This is a genomic window from Candidatus Glassbacteria bacterium, from assembly GCA_019456185.1.
Lineage (GTDB): Bacteria > Gemmatimonadota > Glassbacteria > GWA2-58-10 > GWA2-58-10 > JAJRTS01.
The window spans coordinates 66,158-89,445 of record VRUH01000011.1 but is presented as its reverse complement, the minus strand read 5'-3'; the positions used below and the strand labels follow the sequence as shown (position 1 = coordinate 89,445).

Here is a 23,288-nt window from a genome sequence, read left to right as displayed (position 1 = left end):
CGCCTTTAAGTCCCCCTTAGAAAAGGGGGAAACAGGGGGTTGTCGCGCTCCGTCCTCCAGCGGTATCCCGTCGGCGGGTAATCCGCAGTCTGCAAAAAATCCTCAAATTCATAGTTGACAAAAACTCTCCGCCTGCTTAACTTAAATCTCTTGTGTAATTGAGGCACAGCGGCTCGCGAACGGAGCGGAATCACAACAGGGGCCCATAGCTCAGTTGGTTAGAGCAACGGACTCATAATCCGTCGGTCCCAGGTTCAAGTCCTGGTGGGCCCACCAATTTTGACTCGAACAGTGTGGGCGATTGGCTTAGTTGGTTAGAGCGTCCGGTTCACATCCGGAAGATCACTGGTTCAAGTCCAGTATCGCCCACCATAATTTGAAATAAAGCGCTTGTATGGACCGGTCGAAACTAAAATACCTTTACTTGCGAACTCTCGGTTTGAGCATCTAAGCCAGAGTGTACTGTCCGCCCCGGATGGTGCACTTTTTTTTTGCCCGGGCGATGAAGCTGACGGACTGAGGAGAGGAATGACCGAAACAGCAGTCAATGTAAGCGCAGGAGGCGATTGATGGTTGATATGGAGGTCCTGCTAGCGCTGCAGGCTCTGGACCTGGAACTGGACAAATTCCGCCAGGAACGCAAAGACCTTCCGGCCGAGCTGGAAGAACTCGAAGAGGCGTTCAGCCAGGCCGGCAGCGAACTTGAGACCAGGGAAACGGAACTCAAATCCCTGCAAGTGGAAATCCGCGATGCGGAAGGCAAGATTTCCCAGTTGGACGAATCCCAGAACAAGTACAAGCAGCAACTGCTGACTGTCAAAACCAACCGGGAATACTCGGCCCTGCTCACGGAAATCGAGGGCGTGAAGCGGGAGAAGGATGAGCTCGAAGAGGCGGTAATCCAGAAGATGGGCCAGGTGGAGACGGTCGAGGCCACGATTGAGGAAGGCCGCGGCAGTGCCGCTGAAATCGAGAAGCAGTTGAACTCACAGCGCAAGGAGCTCGCCGGCAGGCTGAAGAAGCTCGACGGCGAGATCGGCAAGCGCGAGAAGAAGAGCGGTAAGCTGGCCTCGAAAGTGCCCGGCAACGTGCTGGGTCTCTACCGCAGGATCATGGGTTCCAGGATGAGCCGGGCGGTGGTCAGCGTGCGCAACGGCTCGTGCGCCGGCTGTTTTGCCCATATCCCGCTGCAAAAAGTGGCCGATATCAGGATCGCCCAGCGGGTTTATACCTGCGATCATTGCGGCAGGATGCTATATTACGACGATGGCGATAACAACTGACGGCTGTACATGGACAGTGGATAGCCGCGGCCGCGGTCCGGCATGGCCCGGATCGAGGAAAGTCCGGACTCCACAGGGCAAGGTGCTGGATAACGTCCAGGCAGGGTGACCTGACGGAAAGTGCCACAGAAAACATACCGCCATCCCACGGGGGATGGTAAGGGTGAAATGGTGCGGTAAGAGCGCACCGCTCGTCCGGTGACGGACGGGGCACGGTAAACCCCACCCGGAGCAAAACCAAATAGGGGAGGAGAGACGGCCCGTCTCGCTTGACTCCCGGGTAGGTTGCGCATTCAGCCGCCGGAGTGATCCGGGGCGCAGATGAATGGCCGCTAGACCGCGCGTTTGCGCGGCGAAACAGAATCCGGCTTATGCTCCGCTGTCCTGTCAGCCTTAATCTTTCTCACCTCAGCCGGCAAGGCAGGCAAATTTGCACCGCAGCAATCTTAAGCATCGCTGGATCAGCCCGGCAGTAATTTTCAACGAGGAGATCCTGGCGCTGGAGGAAAAACTGGGCCTCCATCCGCTGGTCTGCCAGATTCTTTCCAACCGGGGATTCTCCAGCCTGGATGAAGTCGAGAAATTTCTCGATCCCAACCTCGGGGACCTCCACGACCCGTTCCTGCTCGACGGGATGGAGCGGGCGGTGGAGCGAGTGGCCTCCGCCCTGCACAACAACGAGCGGATCGTGGTCTACGGCGACTATGATGTTGACGGGATCACTTCGATCTCGCTGATGGTCCGTTATCTGAGGCAGCTGGAGGGGGATGTCGGCTACTATATCCCGCACAGGATGGTGGAGGGCTACGGGGTCAGCGAGGCCGGAATCGACCGGGTGATCGAAATGGGCGCCAGCCTCGTGGTCACTGTCGATTGCGGGATCAGCGCGTTCGATGCCATCGAATACGCCCGCGGCAAGGGCCTGGAAGTGATTATCACCGACCATCACGAGCCGGCCGAGGGCCCGCTGCCCGAGGTGGTGGCGATTCTCAATCCCAAAAAACCCGGCGACCGGTACCCGGAAAAAGAACTGGCCGGGATCGGTGTGGCGTTCAAGTTCTGCCAGGGTCTCAACGAACATCTGGGCGTGGGCCAGAGTCAGCTTTACGAGCACCTCGATCTGGTCGCAATCGGCTCGGTGGCCGATATTGTCCCGCTGCTGGGCGAGAACCGGATTCTCGCCAGCGCCGGCCTGGAAAAACTCTGTACCAGCGAAAAACCCGGAATCAAGGCCCTGATCGAACTGGCCGGAATCCGCGGCAAAAAACTGGGCAGCAGCGATATCGTCTTCGGCCTGGCGCCGCGGATCAACGCCGTGGGCCGGATGGGCGACGCCGAGCGGGGCGTGCGGCTGTTCCTGACCGATGAGATGGACGAGGCCCGGGAACTGGCCAAAATACTCGACTCCGAGAACCGCTTGCGCCGTCAGGTGGATGTCCAGACTCTCGAGGAAGCCCGCGAGGCGATCCGGCGCGATATCAATCTTGACGAGCGCTGGACGATTGTGCTCCACTCCGAGAACTGGCACCCCGGCGTGCTGGGGATTGTCGCCAGCAGGATTATCGAGGAGCACTACCGTCCCACCGTGCTGATCTCGTTCGATGAGACCGGGGAGGGCAAGGGCAGCGCCCGCAGTATAGCCAAGTTCCATATCCACGATGCGCTCAAGGGCTGCGCGGAATACCTCGATGCGTTCGGTGGACATAAGTACGCCGCCGGACTACAGGTGAAACGCGAGCAGCTCGACGGGTTTATCGAACGGTTCGACGAGGTCGCCCACGAGATGATGGATGAGAGCGACCTGGTGCCCGAAATCTCGGTCGATCTCGAAATCGACCTGCTCCAGGCCAACGACAGCCTGCTCTCCAGTATCGAGCGCTTCCGGCCCTACGGTCCCGGCAATCCAAAACCCGTCCTCGTCGCCAGCGACCTGTCGGTTGTCGGCTACCCCAAGGTTGTCGGAACCAACCATCTCAAGATGAGAGTCCGCAAGGACGGCTACCAGATCGATGTGATCGGCTTCGGCATGGCCGACAAGCTAAAGGAAATCAATACGGCGCGCGAGAAGATCAGTATCGCGTTCGTGCTCGAGGAAAATATCTGGAACAATAACCGTCAGCTCCAGGCTAACCTGAGGGATATCAAGGTCAGCGACTGATGCGGATTATCGCCGGCACGTTGCGCGGACACAGGCTCCGCTGCAGGCCCGGAGGGCAGTTGCGGCCCACCGGCGAGCGGATGCGCGAATCGCTCTTCAGCGCCCTGGGCGACACAGCCTCCGGCGCGATTGTGCTCGACCTGTTCTCCGGCAGCGGCGCGCTGGGATTCGAAACCCTGAGCCGCGGCGCGGAACATGTTACGTTTGTCGAGCGCGACCGCAAGCTGGCCGCTCTGCTGGAGCGGACCGCGCGGGACTGGGATGTCGAGGAGAACTGCACGGTCGTCTGCGCCGATGTGTCTGGTTGGCTCGCTGGCAGGGAAGCCGGCGAGTTCGACGTTGTGTTCGCCGACCCTCCATTTGACGGCAGTTTCGGGCCGCGGGTTTTCGAGTGGTGGCTTGCAAGCGCCGCGGCGGCGTCAGTCCTGGTGCTGGAACTCCCCGCCGGATCGGATGACCCGGGTGCAATCACCGGGATAACGCCGGTCAAGCAGGCTTCGTTCGGCGACAGCACCTACCGGATTTACCAGCAGGGATGAGGAGAGCTCCGACGTGAAAACAGCGATCTATCCGGGTACGTTCGACCCGATTACACTCGGTCATCTCGATATAGCCAGCCGGGGACTCAGGCTGGTGGACAAGCTGATTATTGCCGTGGCCGATCTCAGTCATAAGCAGCCGACTTTCTCCTGCAGGCAGCGGGTCGAGATGGTGCGGAGCAGCCTGGACGAGTCGGGCCTGGATCTGGAAGTGGATTCGTTCGACAGTCTGCTGATGGATTACGCCCGTCGCCGGGGAGCGCAGATGGTGATTCGCGGCCTGAGAGCCATGAGCGATTTCGAGTACGAGTTCCAGATGGCGCTGATGAACCGGAAAATGGCTCCTGAAATCGAGGAAGTCTTTCTGACCGGCGACCAGCGGTTTATTTTCCTGAGTTCGAGCATGGTCAAGGAAGTCGCTTCACTGGGAGGGAATGTCGGCGAGTTCGTGTCTCCGTCGGTGGAAAAAGTGCTGAAGGAGCATTTTGCCGCCGGCGGCTGATGACCAGAGTCGCTGGCGGAGCCGCAAGATACTTTAAGCTAAAGTTTTACTTGATTTTTTTTCGCCGCGGGTTTATCTTTAGCTGAAGAGTGGGGCTAGCCCCGCTCTTTTTTTTCAACCGCAGGGCTGTTTAAATGCAAAATAAGTTTCAATCTTTGCGGTGATACCCGGGGAGTGACAGGACCATGGACATTGACCGGCGGCTGTTCGAGTTGTGCGAGCCGGCGCTGGATCGGGAAGGCTATGAGCTTGTCTGGGTTCAGGTTACGGGGACCGGCGGCACCCGCCGTAAAGCGGTTGTCTATATCGACAGCGAACAGGGTGTGGATGTCGAGAGCTGCGCCAGGGTCAGCCGTCTGATCGATCCGCTGATCGAGGAGAGCGAAATATTCAAGGCGGCCTATCTGCTCGAGGTCTCTTCGCCCGGACTCGACCGTCCCCTGTATAAAAGCAGCGACTACGAGAAATTCGCCGGCAGCAAGGCCAGGGTTGTGCTGAAAAGGCCGCTCGAGGGCAGTCGCCGTAATTTTACCGGGATTCTCCGGGGTCTGGACAACGGTAAAATTCTAATCGAGATCGAGGGCGGAGAAACTTTCAGGCTGCCGCTGGAGGATGTGCACAAGGCGCAGCTGATTTACGAGTGGAAATGAGTGCGGCTGGTTCGTGCTGCCGGTGCGGCAACTGGGAAAATAGCTGGAATTTTTGTTATACAATCGACTTAATGATGCGGAGTTGTTCAAATGTCTGTTAATCCGATTCTGGATGCGTTTGGCGAAATCGCCCGGGAAAAGAGTATCGGGCGGGAAGAGCTGGTCGAGATGATCGAGGCCGGCCTGGTGGCCGCGGCCCGTAAGAAATACGGCCAGGGCTGCGAGGTGGATGTCGAGATCGACCCGCTGGGCGGGAGTATCGATATCCATGTCGGCCGCGAAGTGGTGGAAGAAGTGGAAGACCCGACCGGTCAGATCACGCTGGCCGAGGCCCGGGAACTGGACAGCGAACTGGAACTAGGCGATATCCACTGGGAGCAGGTCCCGTTCACCGAATTCGGCCGTAACGCCATCCAGGCCGCCAAGCAGGTCGTGATCCAGCGGATCCGCGAGTCCGAGCGTGACAAAATCCGCGCGGAATACAGCGGCAAGATCGGTGAGTTGCTCTCCGGCTCGATTCAGCAGGTAGAGCGCGGCAACTACGTCATCTTCCTCAACAAGCAGACCGAAGCTATTCTGCCGATGAAGGAAACCAACCGCAAGGACTATTTCAAGCAGGGTGATCCGATACGGGCGGTACTGATCGATATCCGCGAAACCACCAAGGGCCCACAGCTTATTCTCAGCCGTACAAACGAGGCCTTCCTCAGGGCCCTGTTCCAGATCGAGGTCCCCGAAATTTACCAGGGTATTATCGAGATCAAGGGCGTGGTGCGCGAGGCCGGCAACCGCAGCAAAATAGCGGTTTCCTCCAACGATGAGCATATCGACCCGGTGGGCGCCTGCGTGGGTCTCAAGGGCAGCCGTGTCCAGTCGGTGGTCAACGAGCTGGGCGGCGAGCGGATCGACGTGATCCCCTACAGCGATGATCCCCAGGAATTCGTGCGCAGTTCGCTCAATCCGGCCAAGCTCTACCGCACCTCGATCGACCGCGACGAGCACACGGTGACCGCCGTCATCGAGGACGAGCAGTTATCACTGGCTATCGGCCGCAACGGCCAGAACGTCCGGCTGGCCAGCCAACTCACGGGCTGGAAAATAGAGCTGATGGAGAAGAAGGAGTTCATGGCCCAGCGCGACGAGATGCTGACCGGAGTGTTCGGTAAGAGCGATGAGGGGCAGGGTGGCCAGGTGCAGGAAAAGAGCTCGGATTCGCGGGCGAAGGCGGAGGAAATGTTCAAGAAGAAACCCGCGGAGCCGGTGGAAGCCGAAAAGGCGGAAGTGAAAGCCGATGAAAAAGAAGCGGTTGAGGCGGAAACTGTTGATCTGGGCAGGCTCAGTGAGGAGCAGCAGGAGCTTATCGACGATCTCCCGGTGGAGGATTTCCCGGTCGAATTGATCGACTCTTTTACTCCCTCGCTGCGTGAAAAGCTCGAGGAGGCCGGTTACGACACGTTCTACAAGCTCGTGCTGGCCCCTGAGCAGGAATTGACCGGGATCAAAGGTATCGGCAAACAGACCGCGGCCAAGATCAAGGAAATGATCGATTTTCTGGTTGAGCATTACGAGCAGGAATACAACGAGGACGAGGACTGATTTCCGCTGCGTGGAAGCACCCCTCCGGCCCTCGGGAAATTATTTACAAAATTACGTTGAAATGCTATCTTGGTAAGAATTTGCAGTAATTCGGGACGCGGTCTGTCCGGGACGGAGGTTCGTTCCGGCCGGCGGAAAGATTTCCCGGCTTCACCATCGGATCACACAGGAGTGCAATTTGAGTGGTTTGAGAGTTTACCAGGTCGCAAAACAGTTCGATATTTCCAGTGAAGCGCTGGTGAAGTTGTTGGCCGATATCGGTCAGGAAGTCCAGAGCCACATGAGCACCATCGACGAGAAAACTGTCGAGCTGGTGTCGCAGAAGCTGGCGAGAGAAAAAGCCACTGCGCGCGAAGAGATCGAAAAAAAGAAGAAGATGAGCGGCGACCGCATGAAGGGTAAGAAGGGCCGGGATGAGGACAAGCCGCGAGGACCGGGCAGGAAAAAACGTAAAAAGAAAAAAGTCAGCCAGAAAGTTGTTGCGGAGAATATCAAGAAAACGCTGGCCAAGATCGATGCGGGCGGGGTCAGGCGCAAGAAACGCCGTCGCGGCACGGGAGGAGTCAACCAGCAGGAGGAGCCGGAGGTCGATCTCAAGCAGATCAAGGTGATGGAGTTCATTTCCCTCGCCGAACTCAGCGACATGATCGAGGTCCCCTCCAGTAAACTGGTCAGCACTTGTATCGAGTTGGGGCTGATGGTGACTGTCAACCAGCGGCTGGATTTCGACACGATCAGCCTGATCTGCGAAGAATTCGGCTTTACCGCCATCCGCGACGAGGAATACGGGCACGACATGCTCGAGAAAGCGGCCCGGGTGCAGCAGGCAAAGCACGGCGATGAGCGCGGGCGCGCCCCGATCGTGACCGTGATGGGACACGTGGACCACGGAAAAACCACTCTGCTCGACCATATCCGCAAAACGAACGTTATCGCCAGCGAGGCCGGTGGAATCACCCAGCATATCGGCGCCTACCTGGTTAAGAACGACAGCGGCCCGATCTGTTTCCTCGACACGCCCGGCCACGAGGCGTTTACCGCCATGCGTGCCCGCGGCGCCCAGGTGACGGATATTGTCATCCTGGTGGTGGCGGCCGACGACTCGGTGCAGCCGCAGACCGTCGAGGCGATCAACCACGCCAAGGCCGCCGGTGTGCCCCTGATCGTGGCGATCAACAAAATCGATCTGCCCACCGCCAACCCGGACAAGGTCAAGCAGGAGCTTTCCGCCCATGAGTTGCTGGTCGAGGACTACGGCGGCAGCGTGCTGTGCACGGAAGTCAGCGCGAAAAAAGGCGATGGGGTGGACCGCCTGCTGGAACTCGTGCTGCTCCAGGCGGAGATGATGGAACTCAAGGCGATGTTCAGCGGCCCCTCGCGCGGCGTTGTGGTCGAGGCCCGTCTGGACAGGGGCATGGGCCCGGTGGCAACCGTCCTGCTGACCGATGGCAGCCTGGCTGTCGGCGACCCGTTTATCTGCGGGCTGGTGGCCGGAAGGGTGCGGGCCATGCGCGATGAGCGGGGCGATGCGATCATTGAAGCCGGGCCGGCCATTCCCGTCCAGATTCTGGGCTTCGATGGAGTCCCCCAGGCCGGAGACAGTTTCTACGTGGTCGCCGAGGAGCGCGAGGCCAAGGATATCTCCAACATCCGCCAGCGGCTCAAGCGCGAGCAGGATTTCAGCCGTCACCGCAAGATGACGCTGAACCAGTTGTTCGAGAGAATCGAGGCCGGCGAGGTGCACAACCTCCCGCTGATTATCAAGGGTGATGTGGACGGCAGCGTGGAAGCTCTCAGCGATTCGCTGGAAAAACTTTCCACCGACCAGGTCAAGGTGGCGGTTGTCCACCAAGGCGTGGGCGCGATTACCGAGAACGACGTCATCCTGGCCTCGGCCAGCAACGCGATCATTATCGGCTTCCATGTCCGCCCCGACTCGCGCGCCCGCCAAACCGCCTCGCGCGAGGGTGTGGACATCCGTCTCTACCGCGTGATCTACGAGGCCGTGGACAATGTCCGCCTGGCGATGGAAGGCATGCTGGCGCCGGAGGAAAAAGAGAAGATCGAGAGCACTGTCGAGGTGCGCGAGCTGTACAAGATCTCCAGGATAGGCACCGTGGCCGGCTGCCATGTCACCGAGGGTAAGATCAACCGCAACCACAGGGCCCGTCTGGTCCGCGATGGTGTCGAGATCTGGGAGGGCGTGCTGGCCAGTCTCAAGCGGTTCAAGGAGGATGCCCGCGAGGTGGCCAGCGGCTACGAATGCGGTATCCTGCTCGACGCTTATCACGACATCAAGGTCGGTGACGTGATCGAGACTTATACTATCGAGGAAATCAAGCGCCAGCTCACTCCCAGCACCGGCAAGTAAACCGGATATCAGGGACTGGGGATTCAGGGCGATGATGGTAATCGGAGTCTGTACTTTCGAACTTTACCTGGGCGGCATCCACTCGCTGAAGGCAAAACGCGGGGTGCTCAAACGTCTCAAGGCTCGGATAGTCAGCAAGTTTAATGTCTCTGTGGCCGAGATCGGCTCGATGGACAGCTGGCAGCGCAGCACGATCGCGGTGGCGATTATCAGCAACGACCAGCGTTTCGCCAACCAGGTACTGTGCAAGATTGCGGCGATGGTCAACTCCAACGGCGAAGTGACGATGGTCGGCCAGGAAATGCAGTTCCTCTAATGAGGCGGTATTCGTACAAAAGAAGTGACAGGCTGGGTAGCCAGTTGCACCGCGAGGTCAGCAACGTTATCCACTACGACATAAACGATCCCCGGCTGCAGTTCGTCACTGTCACCGAGGTCCGTCTCTCCGACGACCTGAAAGACGCCACGGTGTTTATCTCCGTGATGGGCGATGACAAAGACGAGATTTTTGCCAGCCTGGTGCATGCCGGCGGTTTCATCCGCCGCCGGACCGGAGAGCGCTGCTACCTGAAATACGTGCCCCTGCTCAATTTCAAGCTGGATACGAGCAGGGAGCGCGCGGAGCGGATCGACAGTCTGCTCAACAAGATCAGGTCGGAGCACAACCCGGACTCACCGGGCGGGGAATGACGGGCGGGGAAAGGACGGGGCCGCGATGAGCCGACGAAAACACCCGGGAAGCGGATTCTGCGGAATCCTGCCGGTGAATAAACCCGCCGGCATGACCAGCCACGACGTGGTCGACCGGGTCCGCCGGATACTGGGCGAACGCAAGGTGGGGCACACAGGCACTCTCGACCCTGCCGCAGTCGGCCTGCTGCTGTTGTGTGTCGGCGATGCAACCAGGTTTGCCCGCTATCTGGGCGGCTGCGCCAAGACTTACCGGGCTGTGGTCCGCTTCGGCAGGACCACCGATTCGTGTGACGGCGACGGCGAAACGCTCAGTGTGTTCGATGGCGATCTGGCCGGAGTATTGACCGAAGACAACCTGCGCCGGTCGCTGGAGAAATACAAAGGCGAGTTCGAACAGCAGCCGCCCTCGTTCAGCGCCAAGAAAGTCGGTGGGGTGCCGGCCTACCAGCTCGCGCGCCAGGGTATCGAACCGGACTTAAAGCCGGCCGCCGTGCGGGTCGATGATATCAGGGTGAGCGGATTCGCGCCGCCCGATGTAACACTGGAGCTGGACTGCTCCGCCGGATTCTACATTCGCGCCTTCGCCCGCGATCTGGGCCGTGACCTGGGGACCGGAGCTTATCTGGAATCGCTGGTGCGGACCAGGGTCGGCGCGGTGAAGCTGGACAGGGCGTTTGACCTGGAAAAGCTGGCCGCGATGGGACCGCAGCAGGCTGTCGCCGAAGCGATGATCGGTTTTGACGAGGCGCTGGCTTTCATGCCCGCTGTCAGGCTGACGGAAACGGCGGTGGAAGACGTTTTTTTCGGAAGGCAGGTGGAGCTGACCGGCGGCAGTGGTCTCGTCGAGGGAGAGCCGTCGGGGACCGGTGTTACGGCTGTCAGGGTGCGAGACTGCGAGGGAGCCTTTCTGGGAGTCGGCGAGCTCGACAGGTTGCGCGGCAGCTCGGACGTACTGAAACCCAGGCGCTTGCTGACCGGCTCGTTCCCGGTCAAACTCCGCGCACGGAACCGGAACGAACAGGCCGATTAATTGGACCGAACGGTTTGCATAAATGACACAGGACCGAGCGCAGGTGGTTCCCGAGTTGCCCGACGGGGTGAAGACCGCGGTGACGGTTGGGACTTTCGACGGGGTGCACAGGGGCCATCTGGCAATCCTTGAACAGTTGTGCACGGCGGCGGCCGAGAGGGACCTGCGCGCGATGGTGATTACGTTCGATCCCCATCCACGCCAGGTGCTCCAACCGGAGAGCGATATCCGGCTGCTGACCTCGACCGCGGTCAAGCTGAAGCTGCTGGCCGAGGCCGGTATAGATTTCACCGCCGTGCTGGCTTTCAGCCGGGAATTCAGCCGGGTCAGCGCCGAGCGGTTCGTGATCGACTACCTGATCGGGCGGTTCAACATGGGCTGCCTGGTGATGGGTCACGACCACGCTTTCGGTAAGGACAGGGCTGGCGGCGAAAAAGTGCTGACCGGGCTGTCGAAGGTATACGATTTCGACCTGATCAAGGTGCCGCCGGTTATTTCCGACAGCCGGCCGGTATCGAGTTCATGGGTCCGCAAAGCGATCGAGGACGGCCACATGCAGCAGGCCGCCGGTCTGCTGAACCGGTTTTTCACGATCAGCGGCAAAGTTGTGCGGGGAGCCGGCCGGGGCAAGGGCCTGGGTCATCCCACCGCCAACCTCAGGCCCCTGGAGCCGGGCAAGGAACTGTTTCCCCACGGGATCTATGCCGCCGCGGTGGACCTCGGCGGCAAGATGATGCCCGGGGCGTTGCATTTCGGACCGCGCCCCACGTTCGGCGAGGAAGAGTCCACCCTGGAGCTTAACCTGTTCGACTTCCATGGCGACCTTTACGGCCGGACCCTGGAGGTGGCGATTGTCGAGCGGATCAGGCCGATCATGGATTTTAGCAGCGCCGAGGAGTTGGTGCGCCAGATGGACAGGGACGATGAGGATATCAGGAAGGTGTTCGAGCGGATCGGGCCGCAGGTGAACCCGGTCAGCCACGCGGTCTGACAAGATTCGGAAAACTTAAGCGAGAGTATCGTCATTTTAACCGCAAGTTGCTTTGGAGGAAGCTAGATGAGCATAACCAGGCAGGCCAAGGAGAAGGTGATCAAGAAATTTCAGAAGCACGACTCGGATGTCGGCAGCGCCGAGATCCAGATCGCCGTTATCACGGAACGGATCCGTAATCTGACGGAGCATTTCAAAAGCCACAAAAAGGATTTCCACTCCAGGCGCGGTCTGCTGCAGATGGTCGGCCGACGCAAAAGGCTGTTGGAATACCTGCATAAGAACGATTACAACAGCTACAAAAACGTAATCGGGAGTCTCAAGCTGCGTAAGTAAGCGCAAGCGGGAAAAGAAAAACTAATCGCCGGCATCGTGCCGGCACTCTGCGGAATTTATCTGTATGTGGAAGGGAAGATGATCCATAAGGTTGAGAAGGAATTCGCCGGCAGACAACTGAGTCTGGAGACCGGCAGGATGGCGAAGCAGGCGCACGGTTCAGTATTCCTGCAATTCGGGGAAACTTCGATTCTGGCCACCGTGGTCGAAAGCAAGGAACCTAAATCGGGCGCTAATTTCCTGCCCCTGTTTGTCGACTATCGCGAGCGCGCCTATGCCGGCGGCAAGGTCCCCGGTGGTTTTTTCAAGCGCGAGGGCCGTCCCGGCGACCGTGAAGTCCTGTGCGCCAGGCTTATCGACAGGCCGATCCGGCCGCTGTTCCCCGATGGCTATCGCAACGATATCATCGTGATGATTACCGTGCTCAGTTCGGACCAGGAAAACCCGGCCGACATGCTGGGGCTCCTTGGCGCCTCCGCTGCGCTGAGCCTGAGCAAGATTCCGGTCACCGAACGGGTGGCGGCCGTGCGTGTGGGTTATATCGATAGCCAGTACGTGCTGAACCCCACGTTCATGCAGCAGGAAGAAAGCTCGCTGAACCTGGTGGTTGCCGGGACCCGCGATGCGATCGTCATGGTTGAGGGCGGCGCCGACGAGCTGCCGGCCGATGTTGTGCTGGGCGGGCTGAAGTTCGCTCATACCGGGATCAACCAGCTGCTGGACATGGTCGAGGAACTGTCCACCGCGGCCGTGCCCAAGCGGGATTGGCAGCCGGTGGATGACGAGGACCCCGAATTGCGCAAGAAAGTTGTCGCGAAAGTCGAGGGGCCGATCGCCGAGTTGCTCAATATCGCCGACAAAGCCGAACGCGAGAGCCGCTACCACGACCTGGTTGCCGAGACCCTCGAGGAGTTCAGCGAGGAATTCCCGGAGCAGGAAGGCGCGATCGGCAAGCTGGTCCACGAGATCGAGAAAGCCAAGATACGCGCGATGATCCTGGAGGATGGCCGCCGGATCGACGGGCGCAAGCTGGACGAGATCCGGGATATCACCTGCGAGGTGCAGGTGCTGCCCCGTGTCCACGGCTCGGCGCTGTTCACCAGGGGCCAGACGCAGGCCCTGGCGGCAATCACCCTGGGTACCGCGGTCGACAGCCAGGTGATCGACAATATCGAGCAGCCCGAGTACCGCAAGAAGTTCATGCTGCACTATAATTTCCCGTCCTTCAGTGTCGGCGAGGCGGGAATCCCGCGCGGTCCCGGCCGTCGTGAGATCGGCCACGGCATGCTGGCCGAGCGGGCGATCAAGCCCGTAATCAAGATCGACGATGATTTTCCGTACACGATCAGGCTGGTCAGCGACATCCTGGAGTCCAACGGCTCCAGCTCGATGGCCTCGGTCTGCGGCGGATCGCTGGCGCTGATGGATGCCGGCGTGCCGCTCAAACGCCCGGTGGCCGGAATTGCGATGGGCCTGATTCACGAGGAAGGCAAAGGCACCGCGATCCTCAGCGATATCCTCGGCGCCGAGGACCATCTCGGCGACATGGATTTCAAAATTGCCGGCTCCAGCGAGGGAATAACCGCCTTCCAGCTCGACAGCAAAATCGGCGGCATTTCGCTGGAAGTGCTCGAGCGGGCCATGAACCAGGCGGTCCAGGGTTACCGGCACATCCTCGGTATCATGGAGCAGACACTGGCCGAAAGCCGGCCGGATATCAGCCCCTATGCCCCGCGCATCATCACGATCAAGATCGATCCGGAGAAGATCCGCGAGGTGATCGGCCCGGGCGGTAAGATGATCCGCAGTATCACCGAGGAGAGCGGCGCCAAGATCGATATCGAGGACGACGGTACCGTGACAATCGCCTCGGTCGACGAGGAAGCCTGCCGGAAGGCTATCAGCCGGATCGAGGATATCACCAAGGACCCCGAAGTCGGCCGGATTTACGAAAGCGAAGTCAAGAACGTGACCTCGTTCGGCGCGTTTGTCGAATTTCTGCCCGGCAAGGAGGGGCTGGTCCATATTTCCGAGCTGGAAGAGGGCCATGTCAAGGATATCGAGTCCGTGGTCAAGGTGGGCGACCGGTTCCCGGTCAAGCTTGTCGCTATCGACAAGCAGGGCCGCGTGCGGTTGTCCAAGGTAGCAGCCCAGCGCGAGATGAGCCATAAGGGCCAGCAGCAGGACTGAGCCATCTATCGGAACCCCGGGAGATAAATGCAGGAAGACGTCAGGCGGATAGTCGAAGACAGCGGAATGCGGATTGTCCTGGAGCATATCCCGCACGTGCGCAGTTGTTCGGTGGGCGTGTGGATCGGCCGGGGCAGCAGGCATGAACCGCCCGAGAAAGTGGGAATCAGCCATTTTCTGGAGCACATGGTGTTCAAGGGAACCGAACGCCGTAATGCCCGCGAGATCGCCAGCTCGATCGAATCGGTGGGCGGCAGTATCGATGCGTTCACCGGCCGCGAGTACACCTGCTTTCACGCCAGAGTCCTGGATGAGTATATGGACCTGGCGTTCGATGTGCTCAGCGATCTGATTTCCTCGCCTACGCTTAACGATGAGCACATGGAGCGCGAAAAGCAGGTGGTCTTCGAGGAGATCCGCAACATGGAGGATGCGCCGGACGATCTGGTGCACCAGCTTTACAGCGAAACGGTCTGGGGCGACATGCCCCTGGGCTATCCGCTGCTGGGCACCTACGAAACAGTGCGCGGCCTTCGCTCCGAAGATATCCGCAACTACCTGCACAACGAATACATCGCCCCCAATTTCGTAATCTCCGTGGCCGGCAATATCGATTACGAGGCCACACTCGACCTGATCCGCCGCAATTATGCCTTCCTGGACGGGCGCAACAACAATGCTTCCGGCGGCGGTAACGGCCGTGACGGAGAGATCAAGCTCGAAAACTGCAGCCCGGTGGTGCGCCATCTGGACCGTGACTGCCAGCAGACCCATATCTGCATGGGCACGGTCAGTTTCGCCCATTCGGACTCCCGGCGCTACGCGCTGCTGCTGTTGAGCAACATCCTGGGCGGGGGCATGAGTTCCCGCCTGTTTCAGCGGGTGCGGGAAGACGAAGGTCTGGCCTATGTGGTCTACACGTTCCAGCAGTTCTATATGGACGCCGGGCTTTACGGGGTCTATGTGGGTACCGAACCCAGCCAGCGTCACAGGGCGATCGATGTCGTCACCGAGGAGTTCGACAAGCTGCTCGCCGATGGGGTGACCGAGCAGGAGCTGGAGCACGCCAAGAACCAGCTTAAGGGCCAGCTGCTGATCGGCCTGGAAAGCACGACCACCAGGATGTTCAGGCTGGCGAATTTCGAGCTCAACGGCGAGGGGTACCAGCCGGTCGACAAAGTGATCGAGCGGATCGAAGCGGTGACGCCGGAGCAGATCTACGGCGTGGCCAGGGTGATACTCGATCCCGAAAAACAGTTTGCCGTTTCGCTGGGCCCGGAGCGCGTTTAACCCTGCCGGAAGCGAGATCAGGACAATTACGCCCCGGGATTCGTCAGCGGACGAGCCCCGGGGATTTTTTTCTCAGCGAAAGAGGCGGGGAGATGAGCCGAGGCGGGATAGCGGGCCGTGGACGAACCCGTACCCAGCGGATGGGTCAGAATTTTCTGGCCAGCCGGGAGGTGTCCTCGCGGATAGTTGACAGCCTGGGCGATCTTTCGGGGGCGCACGTGCTGGAAATCGGTCCAGGCCGGGGCGCGATTACCGGACTGCTGGCCGAGAGGTCCGCCGGACTGACCGCGGTAGAGCTGGACAGCCGGCTTGCCGCAGCGATGGCTGATTATTACGCCGCCAGTGAGAAAGTAACGATCCTCAACCGTGATATCCTGCAGTTCGATCTGGCCGGCTGGGCTCGCTCCTGCGCACCCCTGGAGCCGATCGTGGTCGGTAATATTCCATACTCGATCACCAACGATCTCCTGCACGGACTGATAGCCGTCCGCGACGATTTAGGCAGGGTGGTGCTGATGGTGCAGGAGGAAGTGGCCCGCAAGGTGACGGCAACGCCGGGCGGCAAGCCGTACGGGATGATCAGCGTGCTCTGCGCCTGCCATGCCAGCCCCGAGTACCTCTTTAGCGTCAAACGGGGAAATTTTGTCCCGCCGCCGAAGGTCGATTCGGCCGTTATCCAGCTTGATTTCAACTCGCCGTCCCGGTCCAGGCCCGCGGATTACAGCCGTTTCGACTATCTTGTCCGCCGCCTGTTCGAGGACCGCCGTAAACAGGTACAGAAAGTGCTTCGTAAAGGAAGCAGGTTCAGCTTGAGCGCGGAGGATATCGAACAGCTGGCCGTTTCAAGCGGGGTAGAGCTGAGCCGGAGGCCGGAGGAACTGTCGGTGGATGATTTCGCGCGCCTGGCGGACAGCCTGGCTCCGTTCGACACTCCAGCTTGATATTTTCCCCTAAAATCGTATATAATGGTATAGATATTGCAGTTTTACCGGTTCAATACCGGTCTTCCGGGCCGGTGAGAGCGGAGAATTGTCTCTAAATCCACGGGATTCGGACAGCCATGGACGATCAGCCCAGGATAAACAAACTTAAGCTCGATCAGTTGGGCGAGGGGAAGCGCTCGGAACGTGAGTTTGAACTCACGCAGCTCAATGACGTCAGCCTGCAGTTGAAGGCAGAGTTGGGGCGGGCCAAGATACCCCTGCGAGAAATTCTCGCCTGGAAAAAGGATGCGATAATCCAGCTCGAGAAGCTGGCCGGCGAGAATGTGGACGTCTACATCCACGGCGTCAGGTTCGCCAGCGGCGAAGTGCTGGTTGTGGAGGACAATTTCGCCATAAGGCTGACCGAAATGCTCAGTTATATCGAAAGAGTCAAACTCGGCCTGGGACGGGCTGCGGAGTAGGATTGTCCTCCCCGGCGTTCAGATCCCTGTTGTCTCCCGCCGATTTTTTCCTGTCACCTCCAGGTGGTTTGTGAAAATGGACCTTGAAATCAAAAGCCTGGTCGTAACCATCTCTTTCGCCATCGTGCTGCTGATTCTTTTTATCTGGCTGCTCCGTGCCCTGATGCCCAGTACGCGGAAAGAGGCGCATCAGGCAGCCCGTGACGAGTACGACACCGCCGGTTACGAAACCATGGACCAGATCCGGCGCAAGGAATACTCCGTACTGGGCCTGGGCGGATTCGTGATCCTGCTCAGTGTGGCAATGGTGGGCGGCCTCGGTTATCTGCTCTGGACTTCCGGGTTCTCGTCCGACCCGTCCGACCAGGAGGGGATGAACACGATCCTCGTCTTCATCCCGGCGATTGTGATGCTGGTCATGATCGTGATGGGCAGCAGGCGCTACATCCGGCATCAGGAGGGCGTGCTCCACGAATACCGGGTATTCAAATCCAAGCGGGAAAAAGCGATTCAGGAATATGAAGCCATGCGGTCGGGTAAGGATAAAGAAGATAAAAAGCCCGGCGGAAGTAAGGTGCAGACCGGGACCAGGCGGGAACGCGGCCCACAAACAACCGGTCAGCAGAAAAGGCGCGGGCCGCCGAAACGGTAAGCGGTTATTAAAAGAAAAATCGAAAGAAAGGGACGCAGGATGCACGATTTTTCGCATCCAGCGTCCCTGTTTGTTTTCCGCTGACAATCAAGTCAGTCTTTACGGTATTTTTCGATACCCTCGCCGAACAGGTCGCCGCCATGGCAGTCGTTGGCCACGACCACCTGGAAGTCTTTTACCTCCAGCCGATGGATAGCCTCGGCGCCAAGGTCCTCGTATGCGATTACCTCACAAGCTGTTATCCACCTGGCGATCAGGGCGGCAGCGCCGCCGGTGGCGGTGAAATACGCCGCCTTGTGCTTCTGCATGGCATCCAGCACGTTGCCGCCGCGGTTACCCTTGCCGATCATCCCTTTCAGGCCCAGCTCGATCAGCCTGGGGGCATAGGGGTCCATCCGGTAGCTGGTGGTCGGACCCGCCGACCCGATCACCTCTCCCGGCCTGGCCGGGGTTGGGCCAACGTAATAGATCACCGCGCCGGCAACGTCGAATGGCAGCTTTTTGCCCTTGTCGATCAGTTCCACCAGCCGTTTGTGAGCCGCGTCGCGGGCGGTATAGATCACACCGTTGAAACTGACCTGGTCGCCGATTTTCAACCCCTCGACATCATTGTCGCTCAGCGGGGGAGTGAGAGAGACAGCCTCGCTCATCGTGCATGCTCCTGGCCGGCGCACGGTGCGAGCGCGCCGGCAACAGTGGATGTTTACAAGGTAACGCTCATGTGACGGGCGCTGTGGCACTGCATGTTCAGCGCAACCGGCAGGCTGGCGATATGGCAGGGATATACCTCCACCAGCACGTCCAGCGCCGTGGTGGTGCCCCCCAGGCCCTGCGGGCCGACACCGGTGCGGTTCACCAGCTCCAGCAGTTCCTCTTCCAGCTCCGCGTAGTATTTGTCGGGGTGACGGGAACCGAGTTTACGCAACAGGGCCTTTTTGGCCAGCCAGGCGCTTTTCTCGAACGTTCCGCCGATACCCACGCCCACGATCACGGGCGGGCAGGGGTTAGCTCCTGCCCGGCGCACTGCGTCGACCACGAAATCCTTTACTCCCTGCACGCCGTCGGCCGGCTTGAGCATCGCCTGGCGGCTCATGTTCTCGCTGCCGCCGCCCTTGGCCGTGAACGTGATTTTCAGCTCGCTGCCCGGGACCTGGGTGATATGCACCACCGCAGGCGTATTGTCACCGGTGTTGATCCTGTTCAGCGGGTCGCGGACAATCGACTTGCGCAGGAACCCGCTCTGGTACCCGTCGGCAACTCCCCGGTCGATCGCCTCCTGCAGCGTGCCCTCGCTCTCGAATGCCACATCCCGGCCCAGTTCCACAAAGAACACGGCGAAACCGGTATCCTGGCACAGCGGGGCCTGCTTGCCGCGGGCGATATCCGCGTTATCCAGGATCTGCTCAAGAATCCTGCGGCCGGTGGGAGACTCCTCTTTCTCCAGCGCGTGCCTGAGCGCATCCAGGACGTCATCGCCCAGGTCCCAGTTGGCCTGCCGGCAGAGCTGGCTGACCTGCTCGGAAACCTGTCCCAGATCGATAATTTTCAACCTGAAAACTCCGGGTTGGGGTGGCTTAGAAGGCCAATTTAGCGATATTCTCCTTAACATCTGCGGCTGACTTGTGCAGCAGTTCCTGCTCCCCGGCGCTCAGCTCCAGCTCAACAATCTCTTCCACACCCTTGGCTCCGAGCTTGGCCGGCACACCCACGTAAACGTCATCGAGCCCGTACTGGCCGGTGAGATAGCAGGCGCATGGCAGCAGGCGTTTCTTATCGTAAACCACCGAATCCACCATCTCCACCGCCGCTCCGGCGGGGGCGTAGTAGGCGCTGCCGGTCTTGAGATACTGAACGATCTCGGCCCCGCCGTTCTTGGTCCGGTCGATCAGCCGGTCGATAGTATCCTGGCTCAGCAGTTCGGTGAGCACGATTCCGCTGACCGTGGTGTAGCGGGGCAGGGGCACCATCGAGTCGCCGTGGCCGCCCAGCACCATCGCGCTGATATCGCGGACCGAGACGTTCAGTTCCAGGGCGATGAAGGAGCGGAAACGGGCGGTGTCCAGCACCCCGGCCATCCCGAACACGCGCTCGGCCGGGAACCCGGTAACCTGCTTCATCGCGAAAGTCATCACGTCCAGCGGGTTGGAGACCACGATCACCGTGGCCTCGGGGCTGACCTGGCGGATATTCTCAGCCACGCTCTTGACGATCTTGAAATTGACGTCCAGCAGGTCGTCGCGGCTCATTCCCGGCTTGCGGGGCAGGCCGGCGGTGACCACGTAGATATCGCTGCGGGCGGTGTCCTGGTAGTCATTGGTTCCCGTGCAGCGGGTGTCGAACCCCTCGATCGGGGCGCTTTCCCACAGGTCCAGGGCCTTGCCCTGGGGTATGCCTTCGATGATATCCAGCAGAACGACCTCGTTACCGATACCTTTTTCCACCAGCTTCGCGGCGGTTGTGGCCCCGACATTGCCGGCGCCGATTACTGTGATTTTCATCTCGAAATCCTCCATGCATACTTGGAAATGACTCTTGCGGATTGACGTCCATCGAGTTTGAATATTACCGGATAGCGAGTCGAGATGCAAGACTTAGCGGACGAGGAATTACCAGAATTATGGAGATACGGATCGGACTGGAAAAGCAACAGTTGTTTCGCGATAATTGGCAACACAGCGGGAAGGAGCGGCTTGCGGCTCAGGTGACTTTGCCCCAGGGGTAGTTCTTCTCGAACGCCTCGGTGAAATCGAACACGTTCTTGAAATCCTGCTTGCTGTCTTCCTCGGTCTTGGTGAGCTGTTTGGCCTCGATCAGGTTGAACACGATCTCGCCGATATCATCGGTCCGGTAGATTCCCCAGTGTTCGAGCACGGTGCGGGCCAGCGGGCCGTAGAGTTCCAGGGCGCGCCTGCGGCAGCCGTCGCTCAGTTCCCGGCCCGAAACATGCCGCACCTCTTCCAGGGCCTCGATCAGGTTACGCAGGCTGTCCAGCACGAAAACGTAGGCTTCCTTGCTGTACTGCGTATCCTTGTCGACCAACTCGTCGAGGAAGTCGTATTTTTCGGGGAAATCCCACATCTTTTCGCAAGCCCGCCAAGTTGACTCGTCATGGTTCGAACCGGGCCGGATCGAGTTTCCTGCACCCGATTCCAATATTAGTCGCAAACGGTCGGCTTGTCAATGGAGTGGGTTGGCGGCAGGGGTCCGGATACCCTTGCTTGTTACTCCTCATCGCGTTCCAGAGCTATCTCCAGTGCCTGACGGACATCGTCCACGAGGCTGAATGTCAGCTCCCGGCTGACCTCCACAGGCAGATCGGACAGGTCTTTTTCGTTGTCCGCGGGCAGGATTACTTTCTTGATTCCGGCGCGATGGGCGGCGAGGACTTTCTCCTTCACTCCGCCCACGGGCAGCACCTTGCCGCGCAGGGTTATCTCGCCGGTCATCGCCACGTCGTGGCGGACCGGCACGCCGCCCAGCAGGCTGGCCAGGGAGGCGAGAATGGCCACGCCGGCCGAGGGTCCGTCCTTGGGAGTGGCCCCGCTGGGTACGTGAAGATGGACGTCGCAGGCGGCGAACGTCTCCGGGTCGATCCCCATGCTGTGCTGGTTGGCGCGAAGATAGCTGAACGCGGCCAACGCCGACTCCCGCATCACCTCGCCCAGCTGGCCGGTGAGGTCGAAATTTTTCCCGCCATCCATTTTCAGCGCCTCGACAAACAGGATCTCGCCGCCGTAGGCGGTCCAGGCAAGCGCAGTGGCCGTTCCCACTTCCGGGCTTCGTCCCGCTGTCTCGGGCAGGAACTTGGGCACTCCCAGAAACGAGTTCAGCTCCTGGGGCAGGATTTTGGAGTGGAAGCCGCCCTCCAGCAGAGTCAGTGCGGTTTTACGGCAGAGAGTGGCCAGACAGCGTTCCAGCTCCCTGACTCCGGATTCGCGGGTGTAGCTGCCGATAACTTTCAGGACCGTTTTTTCGGGCAGCTTGAGCATGTTCTCGCCGGCAAGTCCGTTTTCTTCGAGCTGACGGGGGATCAGGTGCCGCTCGGCGATCCGCCATTTTTCGGCGGGCGTGTAGCCGCTGATCTCGATTATTTCCAGGCGGTCGCGCAGGGCGTGGGGAATCTGGTGCTGGAGGTTGGCCGTGGCGATAAAGAAGACATTCGAGAGGTCGAAATTGACCTCGAGATAGTGGTCGCTGAACTGGCTGTTCTGGGCCGGATCGAGCACCTCCAGGAGCGCGCTGGCCGGGTCGCCGCGGTCGGTGCCCAGCTTGTCGATTTCGTCCAGCATCACCACCGGGTTGTTGACCCCGGCCCTGCGGATCACCTGGATCAGCCAGCCGGGCATCGAGCCGATATAGGTCCGGCGGTGACCCCTGATCTCGGCCTCGTCGCGGATGCCGCCCAGGGCGATCCGGCAGAACTTGCGGCCCAGCGCGCGGGCCACCGACTTGCCAAGCGAGGTCTTGCCCACACCCGGAGGTCCGGTGAAACAGATAATCGGACCCTTGCTGTCTGGTTTGAGCTGGCGCACGGCCAGGAACTCGATAATCCGCTCCTTGACCTCGTTCAGGCTGTAATGGTCCTCGTCAAGGATCCGGCGGGCCTCGTTGATATCGATCCGCTCCCGGCCGAATGTCTGCCAGGGGAGATTGATCAGCCAGTCGAGCCAGGTGCGCGAGACGTGGTATTCGGAGGCCGAGGGCGGGATTCTCCTCAGCCGGTCGAGTTCGCGGCGGGCCATCTCCAGTGCTTCCTCGCTCATCTCCGCGCCCTCGATCTCCTCGCTCAACTGGTCGAGTTCGCGCTTGTGCGGATCGTCCTCGCCGAGCTCGAGGCGGATCACGCGCAACTGCTCGCGGAGGTAATATTCACGCTGTTCCTTGTCCAGCTGGCTCTTGACCTTGGTCTGAATCTGACGGCTGAGTTCGATCAGGTTGCGTTCGCGCACCAGCAGGTCGATAACCATCTGGGCCCGGTCGCGGGGGTTGAGCGTGAGAAATACCTGGCGTTTTTCCTGCAGGGGCAATTCGATATTGGCCGAGACGAAATCGGCGAGGTCTCCGGCCAGGGCGATAATGTCGCTGGCCTCGCGAAGGTCCTCGCTGAGGTTGGGGTTCAGATCGATCATCTCGTAAAACAGCAGCAACAGGGCCTTGCGCAGGGCCGCCAGCTGCACCTGCGGCTCCGGGCTGAACCTGATTTCGGTGGGAGAGCAGTAATAGATTACGCCCTCGGAGCGGATATCTTTCAGCCTTATGCGCCGCACCCCCTGGATCAGCAGCCGGATCGAGTCGTCCTGCATCCGCATCATCTTCAGCACGCGGCCCAGCGTGCCAACCGGCAGGAACGGGTTTTCCGGCCGGTCGCCGTCGGCGCGGCCGGCATTGTTACCCGGGAAGCCCAGGGCGACAAGCTGCCTGTCCGAGATATTGTTTTCGACAAGCTGGGCGAACGACCCCTCAGGCACCATCACTGGCACCACGACATTGGGGAAGACAACCCGGTCGGTCAGCGGGAGAAGGGGGAGAGAATCGGGCAGGTTATCTTTGGTGTTTGCGGTCTGCTTTATCTCTGTGCTTGGCTTCATCAATCACCGTCCCT

General features: G+C 59.9%; 22 protein-coding genes, 2 tRNA genes and 1 other RNA gene. 20 read left to right on the top strand and 5 right to left on the bottom strand.

Annotated elements, in window-relative coordinates:
- Positions 1-199: 199 nt before the first annotated feature.
- From FVQ81_06355 to FVQ81_06260, 20 genes are all read left to right on the top strand, one after another.
- Positions 200-276: transfer RNA gene (locus tag FVQ81_06355), tRNA-Ile, on the top strand.
- A gap of 19 nt (positions 277-295) precedes the next feature.
- A tRNA-Val gene (locus FVQ81_06350) sits at positions 296-372 on the top strand.
- Between the two features lie 197 nt (positions 373-569).
- A complete protein-coding gene (locus FVQ81_06345) occupies positions 570-1,283 on the top strand; it encodes a hypothetical protein (protein MBW7996181.1) in 714 nt (237 codons plus the stop codon).
- Positions 1,284-1,295: 12 nt separating this feature from the next.
- An RNA gene (gene rnpB / locus FVQ81_06340) (RNase P RNA component class A) lies at positions 1,296-1,671 on the top strand.
- Positions 1,672-1,713: 42 nt separating this feature from the next.
- Positions 1,714-3,441 carry a single-stranded-DNA-specific exonuclease RecJ gene (recJ, locus tag FVQ81_06335; protein MBW7996180.1) on the top strand — a complete coding sequence of 576 codons (1,728 nt, stop codon included), beginning with the start codon at positions 1,714-1,716 and terminating at the stop codon, positions 3,439-3,441.
- Entirely contained in the window at positions 3,441-3,980 is a 540-nt protein-coding gene (locus FVQ81_06330) for a methyltransferase (protein ID MBW7996179.1), read from the top strand. The genes recJ and FVQ81_06330 overlap by 1 nt, the downstream gene beginning before the upstream one ends.
- A 13-nt stretch (positions 3,981-3,993) precedes the next feature.
- Complete coding sequence (gene coaD / locus FVQ81_06325; protein ID MBW7996178.1) at positions 3,994-4,482, top strand: pantetheine-phosphate adenylyltransferase; 489 nt, start codon at positions 3,994-3,996, stop codon at positions 4,480-4,482.
- 185 nt (positions 4,483-4,667) lie between these two features.
- The gene (locus tag FVQ81_06320) at positions 4,668-5,132 is read left to right on the top strand and encodes a ribosome maturation factor RimP (GenBank protein MBW7996177.1); all 465 of its coding nucleotides are present in this window, start codon (positions 4,668-4,670) and stop codon (positions 5,130-5,132) included.
- Positions 5,133-5,222: 90 nt separating this feature from the next.
- Positions 5,223-6,728, top strand: a complete 1,506-nt coding sequence (nusA, locus tag FVQ81_06315; protein MBW7996176.1) for a transcription termination factor NusA — start codon at positions 5,223-5,225, stop codon at positions 6,726-6,728.
- Between the two features lie 178 nt (positions 6,729-6,906).
- Positions 6,907-9,099, top strand: coding sequence for a translation initiation factor IF-2 (gene infB / locus FVQ81_06310; protein ID MBW7996175.1), 2,193 nt, complete (start codon positions 6,907-6,909; stop codon positions 9,097-9,099).
- Between the two features lie 31 nt (positions 9,100-9,130).
- Positions 9,131-9,415, top strand: a complete 285-nt coding sequence (locus FVQ81_06305; protein MBW7996174.1) for a DUF503 domain-containing protein — start codon at positions 9,131-9,133, stop codon at positions 9,413-9,415.
- Positions 9,415-9,789, top strand: coding sequence for a 30S ribosome-binding factor RbfA (rbfA, locus tag FVQ81_06300; protein ID MBW7996173.1), 375 nt, complete (start codon positions 9,415-9,417; stop codon positions 9,787-9,789). The genes FVQ81_06305 and rbfA overlap by 1 nt, the downstream gene beginning before the upstream one ends.
- A 25-nt stretch (positions 9,790-9,814) precedes the next feature.
- A complete protein-coding gene (truB, locus tag FVQ81_06295; GenBank protein MBW7996172.1) occupies positions 9,815-10,822 on the top strand; it encodes a tRNA pseudouridine(55) synthase TruB in 1,008 nt (335 codons plus the stop codon).
- Between the two features lie 22 nt (positions 10,823-10,844).
- Positions 10,845-11,813, top strand: a complete 969-nt coding sequence (ribF, locus tag FVQ81_06290; protein MBW7996171.1) for a riboflavin biosynthesis protein RibF — start codon at positions 10,845-10,847, stop codon at positions 11,811-11,813.
- A gap of 66 nt (positions 11,814-11,879) precedes the next feature.
- A complete protein-coding gene (gene rpsO, locus FVQ81_06285; GenBank protein ID MBW7996170.1) occupies positions 11,880-12,149 on the top strand; it encodes a 30S ribosomal protein S15 in 270 nt (89 codons plus the stop codon).
- Positions 12,150-12,227: 78 nt separating this feature from the next.
- Positions 12,228-14,339: a polyribonucleotide nucleotidyltransferase gene (pnp, locus tag FVQ81_06280; GenBank protein ID MBW7996169.1), complete on the top strand. Its 2,112-nt coding sequence runs from the start codon at positions 12,228-12,230 to the stop codon at positions 14,337-14,339.
- A 27-nt stretch (positions 14,340-14,366) separates the two neighbouring features.
- Entirely contained in the window at positions 14,367-15,629 is a 1,263-nt protein-coding gene (locus tag FVQ81_06275; protein MBW7996168.1) for an insulinase family protein, read from the top strand.
- A gap of 92 nt (positions 15,630-15,721) precedes the next feature.
- Positions 15,722-16,570: a ribosomal RNA small subunit methyltransferase A gene (gene rsmA, locus FVQ81_06270; GenBank protein ID MBW7996167.1), complete on the top strand. Its 849-nt coding sequence runs from the start codon at positions 15,722-15,724 to the stop codon at positions 16,568-16,570.
- A 119-nt stretch (positions 16,571-16,689) separates the two neighbouring features.
- Positions 16,690-17,034 (top strand): flagellar motor switch protein FliN, encoded by a 345-nt coding sequence (locus FVQ81_06265; protein ID MBW7996166.1) that lies wholly within the window; start codon positions 16,690-16,692, stop codon positions 17,032-17,034.
- Between the two features lie 76 nt (positions 17,035-17,110).
- Positions 17,111-17,686 (top strand): MFS transporter, encoded by a 576-nt coding sequence (locus FVQ81_06260; protein MBW7996165.1) that lies wholly within the window; start codon positions 17,111-17,113, stop codon positions 17,684-17,686.
- Between the two features lie 92 nt (positions 17,687-17,778).
- Here the strand turns inward: FVQ81_06260 and FVQ81_06255 are convergent, their stop codons facing one another.
- The 5 genes from FVQ81_06255 to lon all read right to left on the bottom strand — a co-directional run bounded on the left by FVQ81_06255 (position 17,779) and on the right by lon (position 23,274).
- Complete coding sequence (locus FVQ81_06255; protein ID MBW7996164.1) at positions 17,779-18,336, bottom strand: Fe-S-containing hydro-lyase; 558 nt, start codon at positions 18,334-18,336, stop codon at positions 17,779-17,781.
- A gap of 53 nt (positions 18,337-18,389) precedes the next feature.
- Complete coding sequence (locus tag FVQ81_06250; GenBank protein MBW7996163.1) at positions 18,390-19,235, bottom strand: fumarate hydratase; 846 nt, start codon at positions 19,233-19,235, stop codon at positions 18,390-18,392.
- A 25-nt stretch (positions 19,236-19,260) separates the two neighbouring features.
- Positions 19,261-20,184, bottom strand: a complete 924-nt coding sequence (gene mdh, locus FVQ81_06245; protein ID MBW7996162.1) for a malate dehydrogenase — start codon at positions 20,182-20,184, stop codon at positions 19,261-19,263.
- 199 nt (positions 20,185-20,383) lie between these two features.
- A complete protein-coding gene (locus tag FVQ81_06240) occupies positions 20,384-20,764 on the bottom strand; it encodes a hypothetical protein (GenBank protein MBW7996161.1) in 381 nt (126 codons plus the stop codon).
- A 143-nt stretch (positions 20,765-20,907) separates the two neighbouring features.
- The gene (lon, locus tag FVQ81_06235) at positions 20,908-23,274 is read right to left on the bottom strand and encodes an endopeptidase La (GenBank protein ID MBW7996160.1); all 2,367 of its coding nucleotides are present in this window, start codon (positions 23,272-23,274) and stop codon (positions 20,908-20,910) included.
- Positions 23,275-23,288 lie beyond the last annotated feature (14 nt).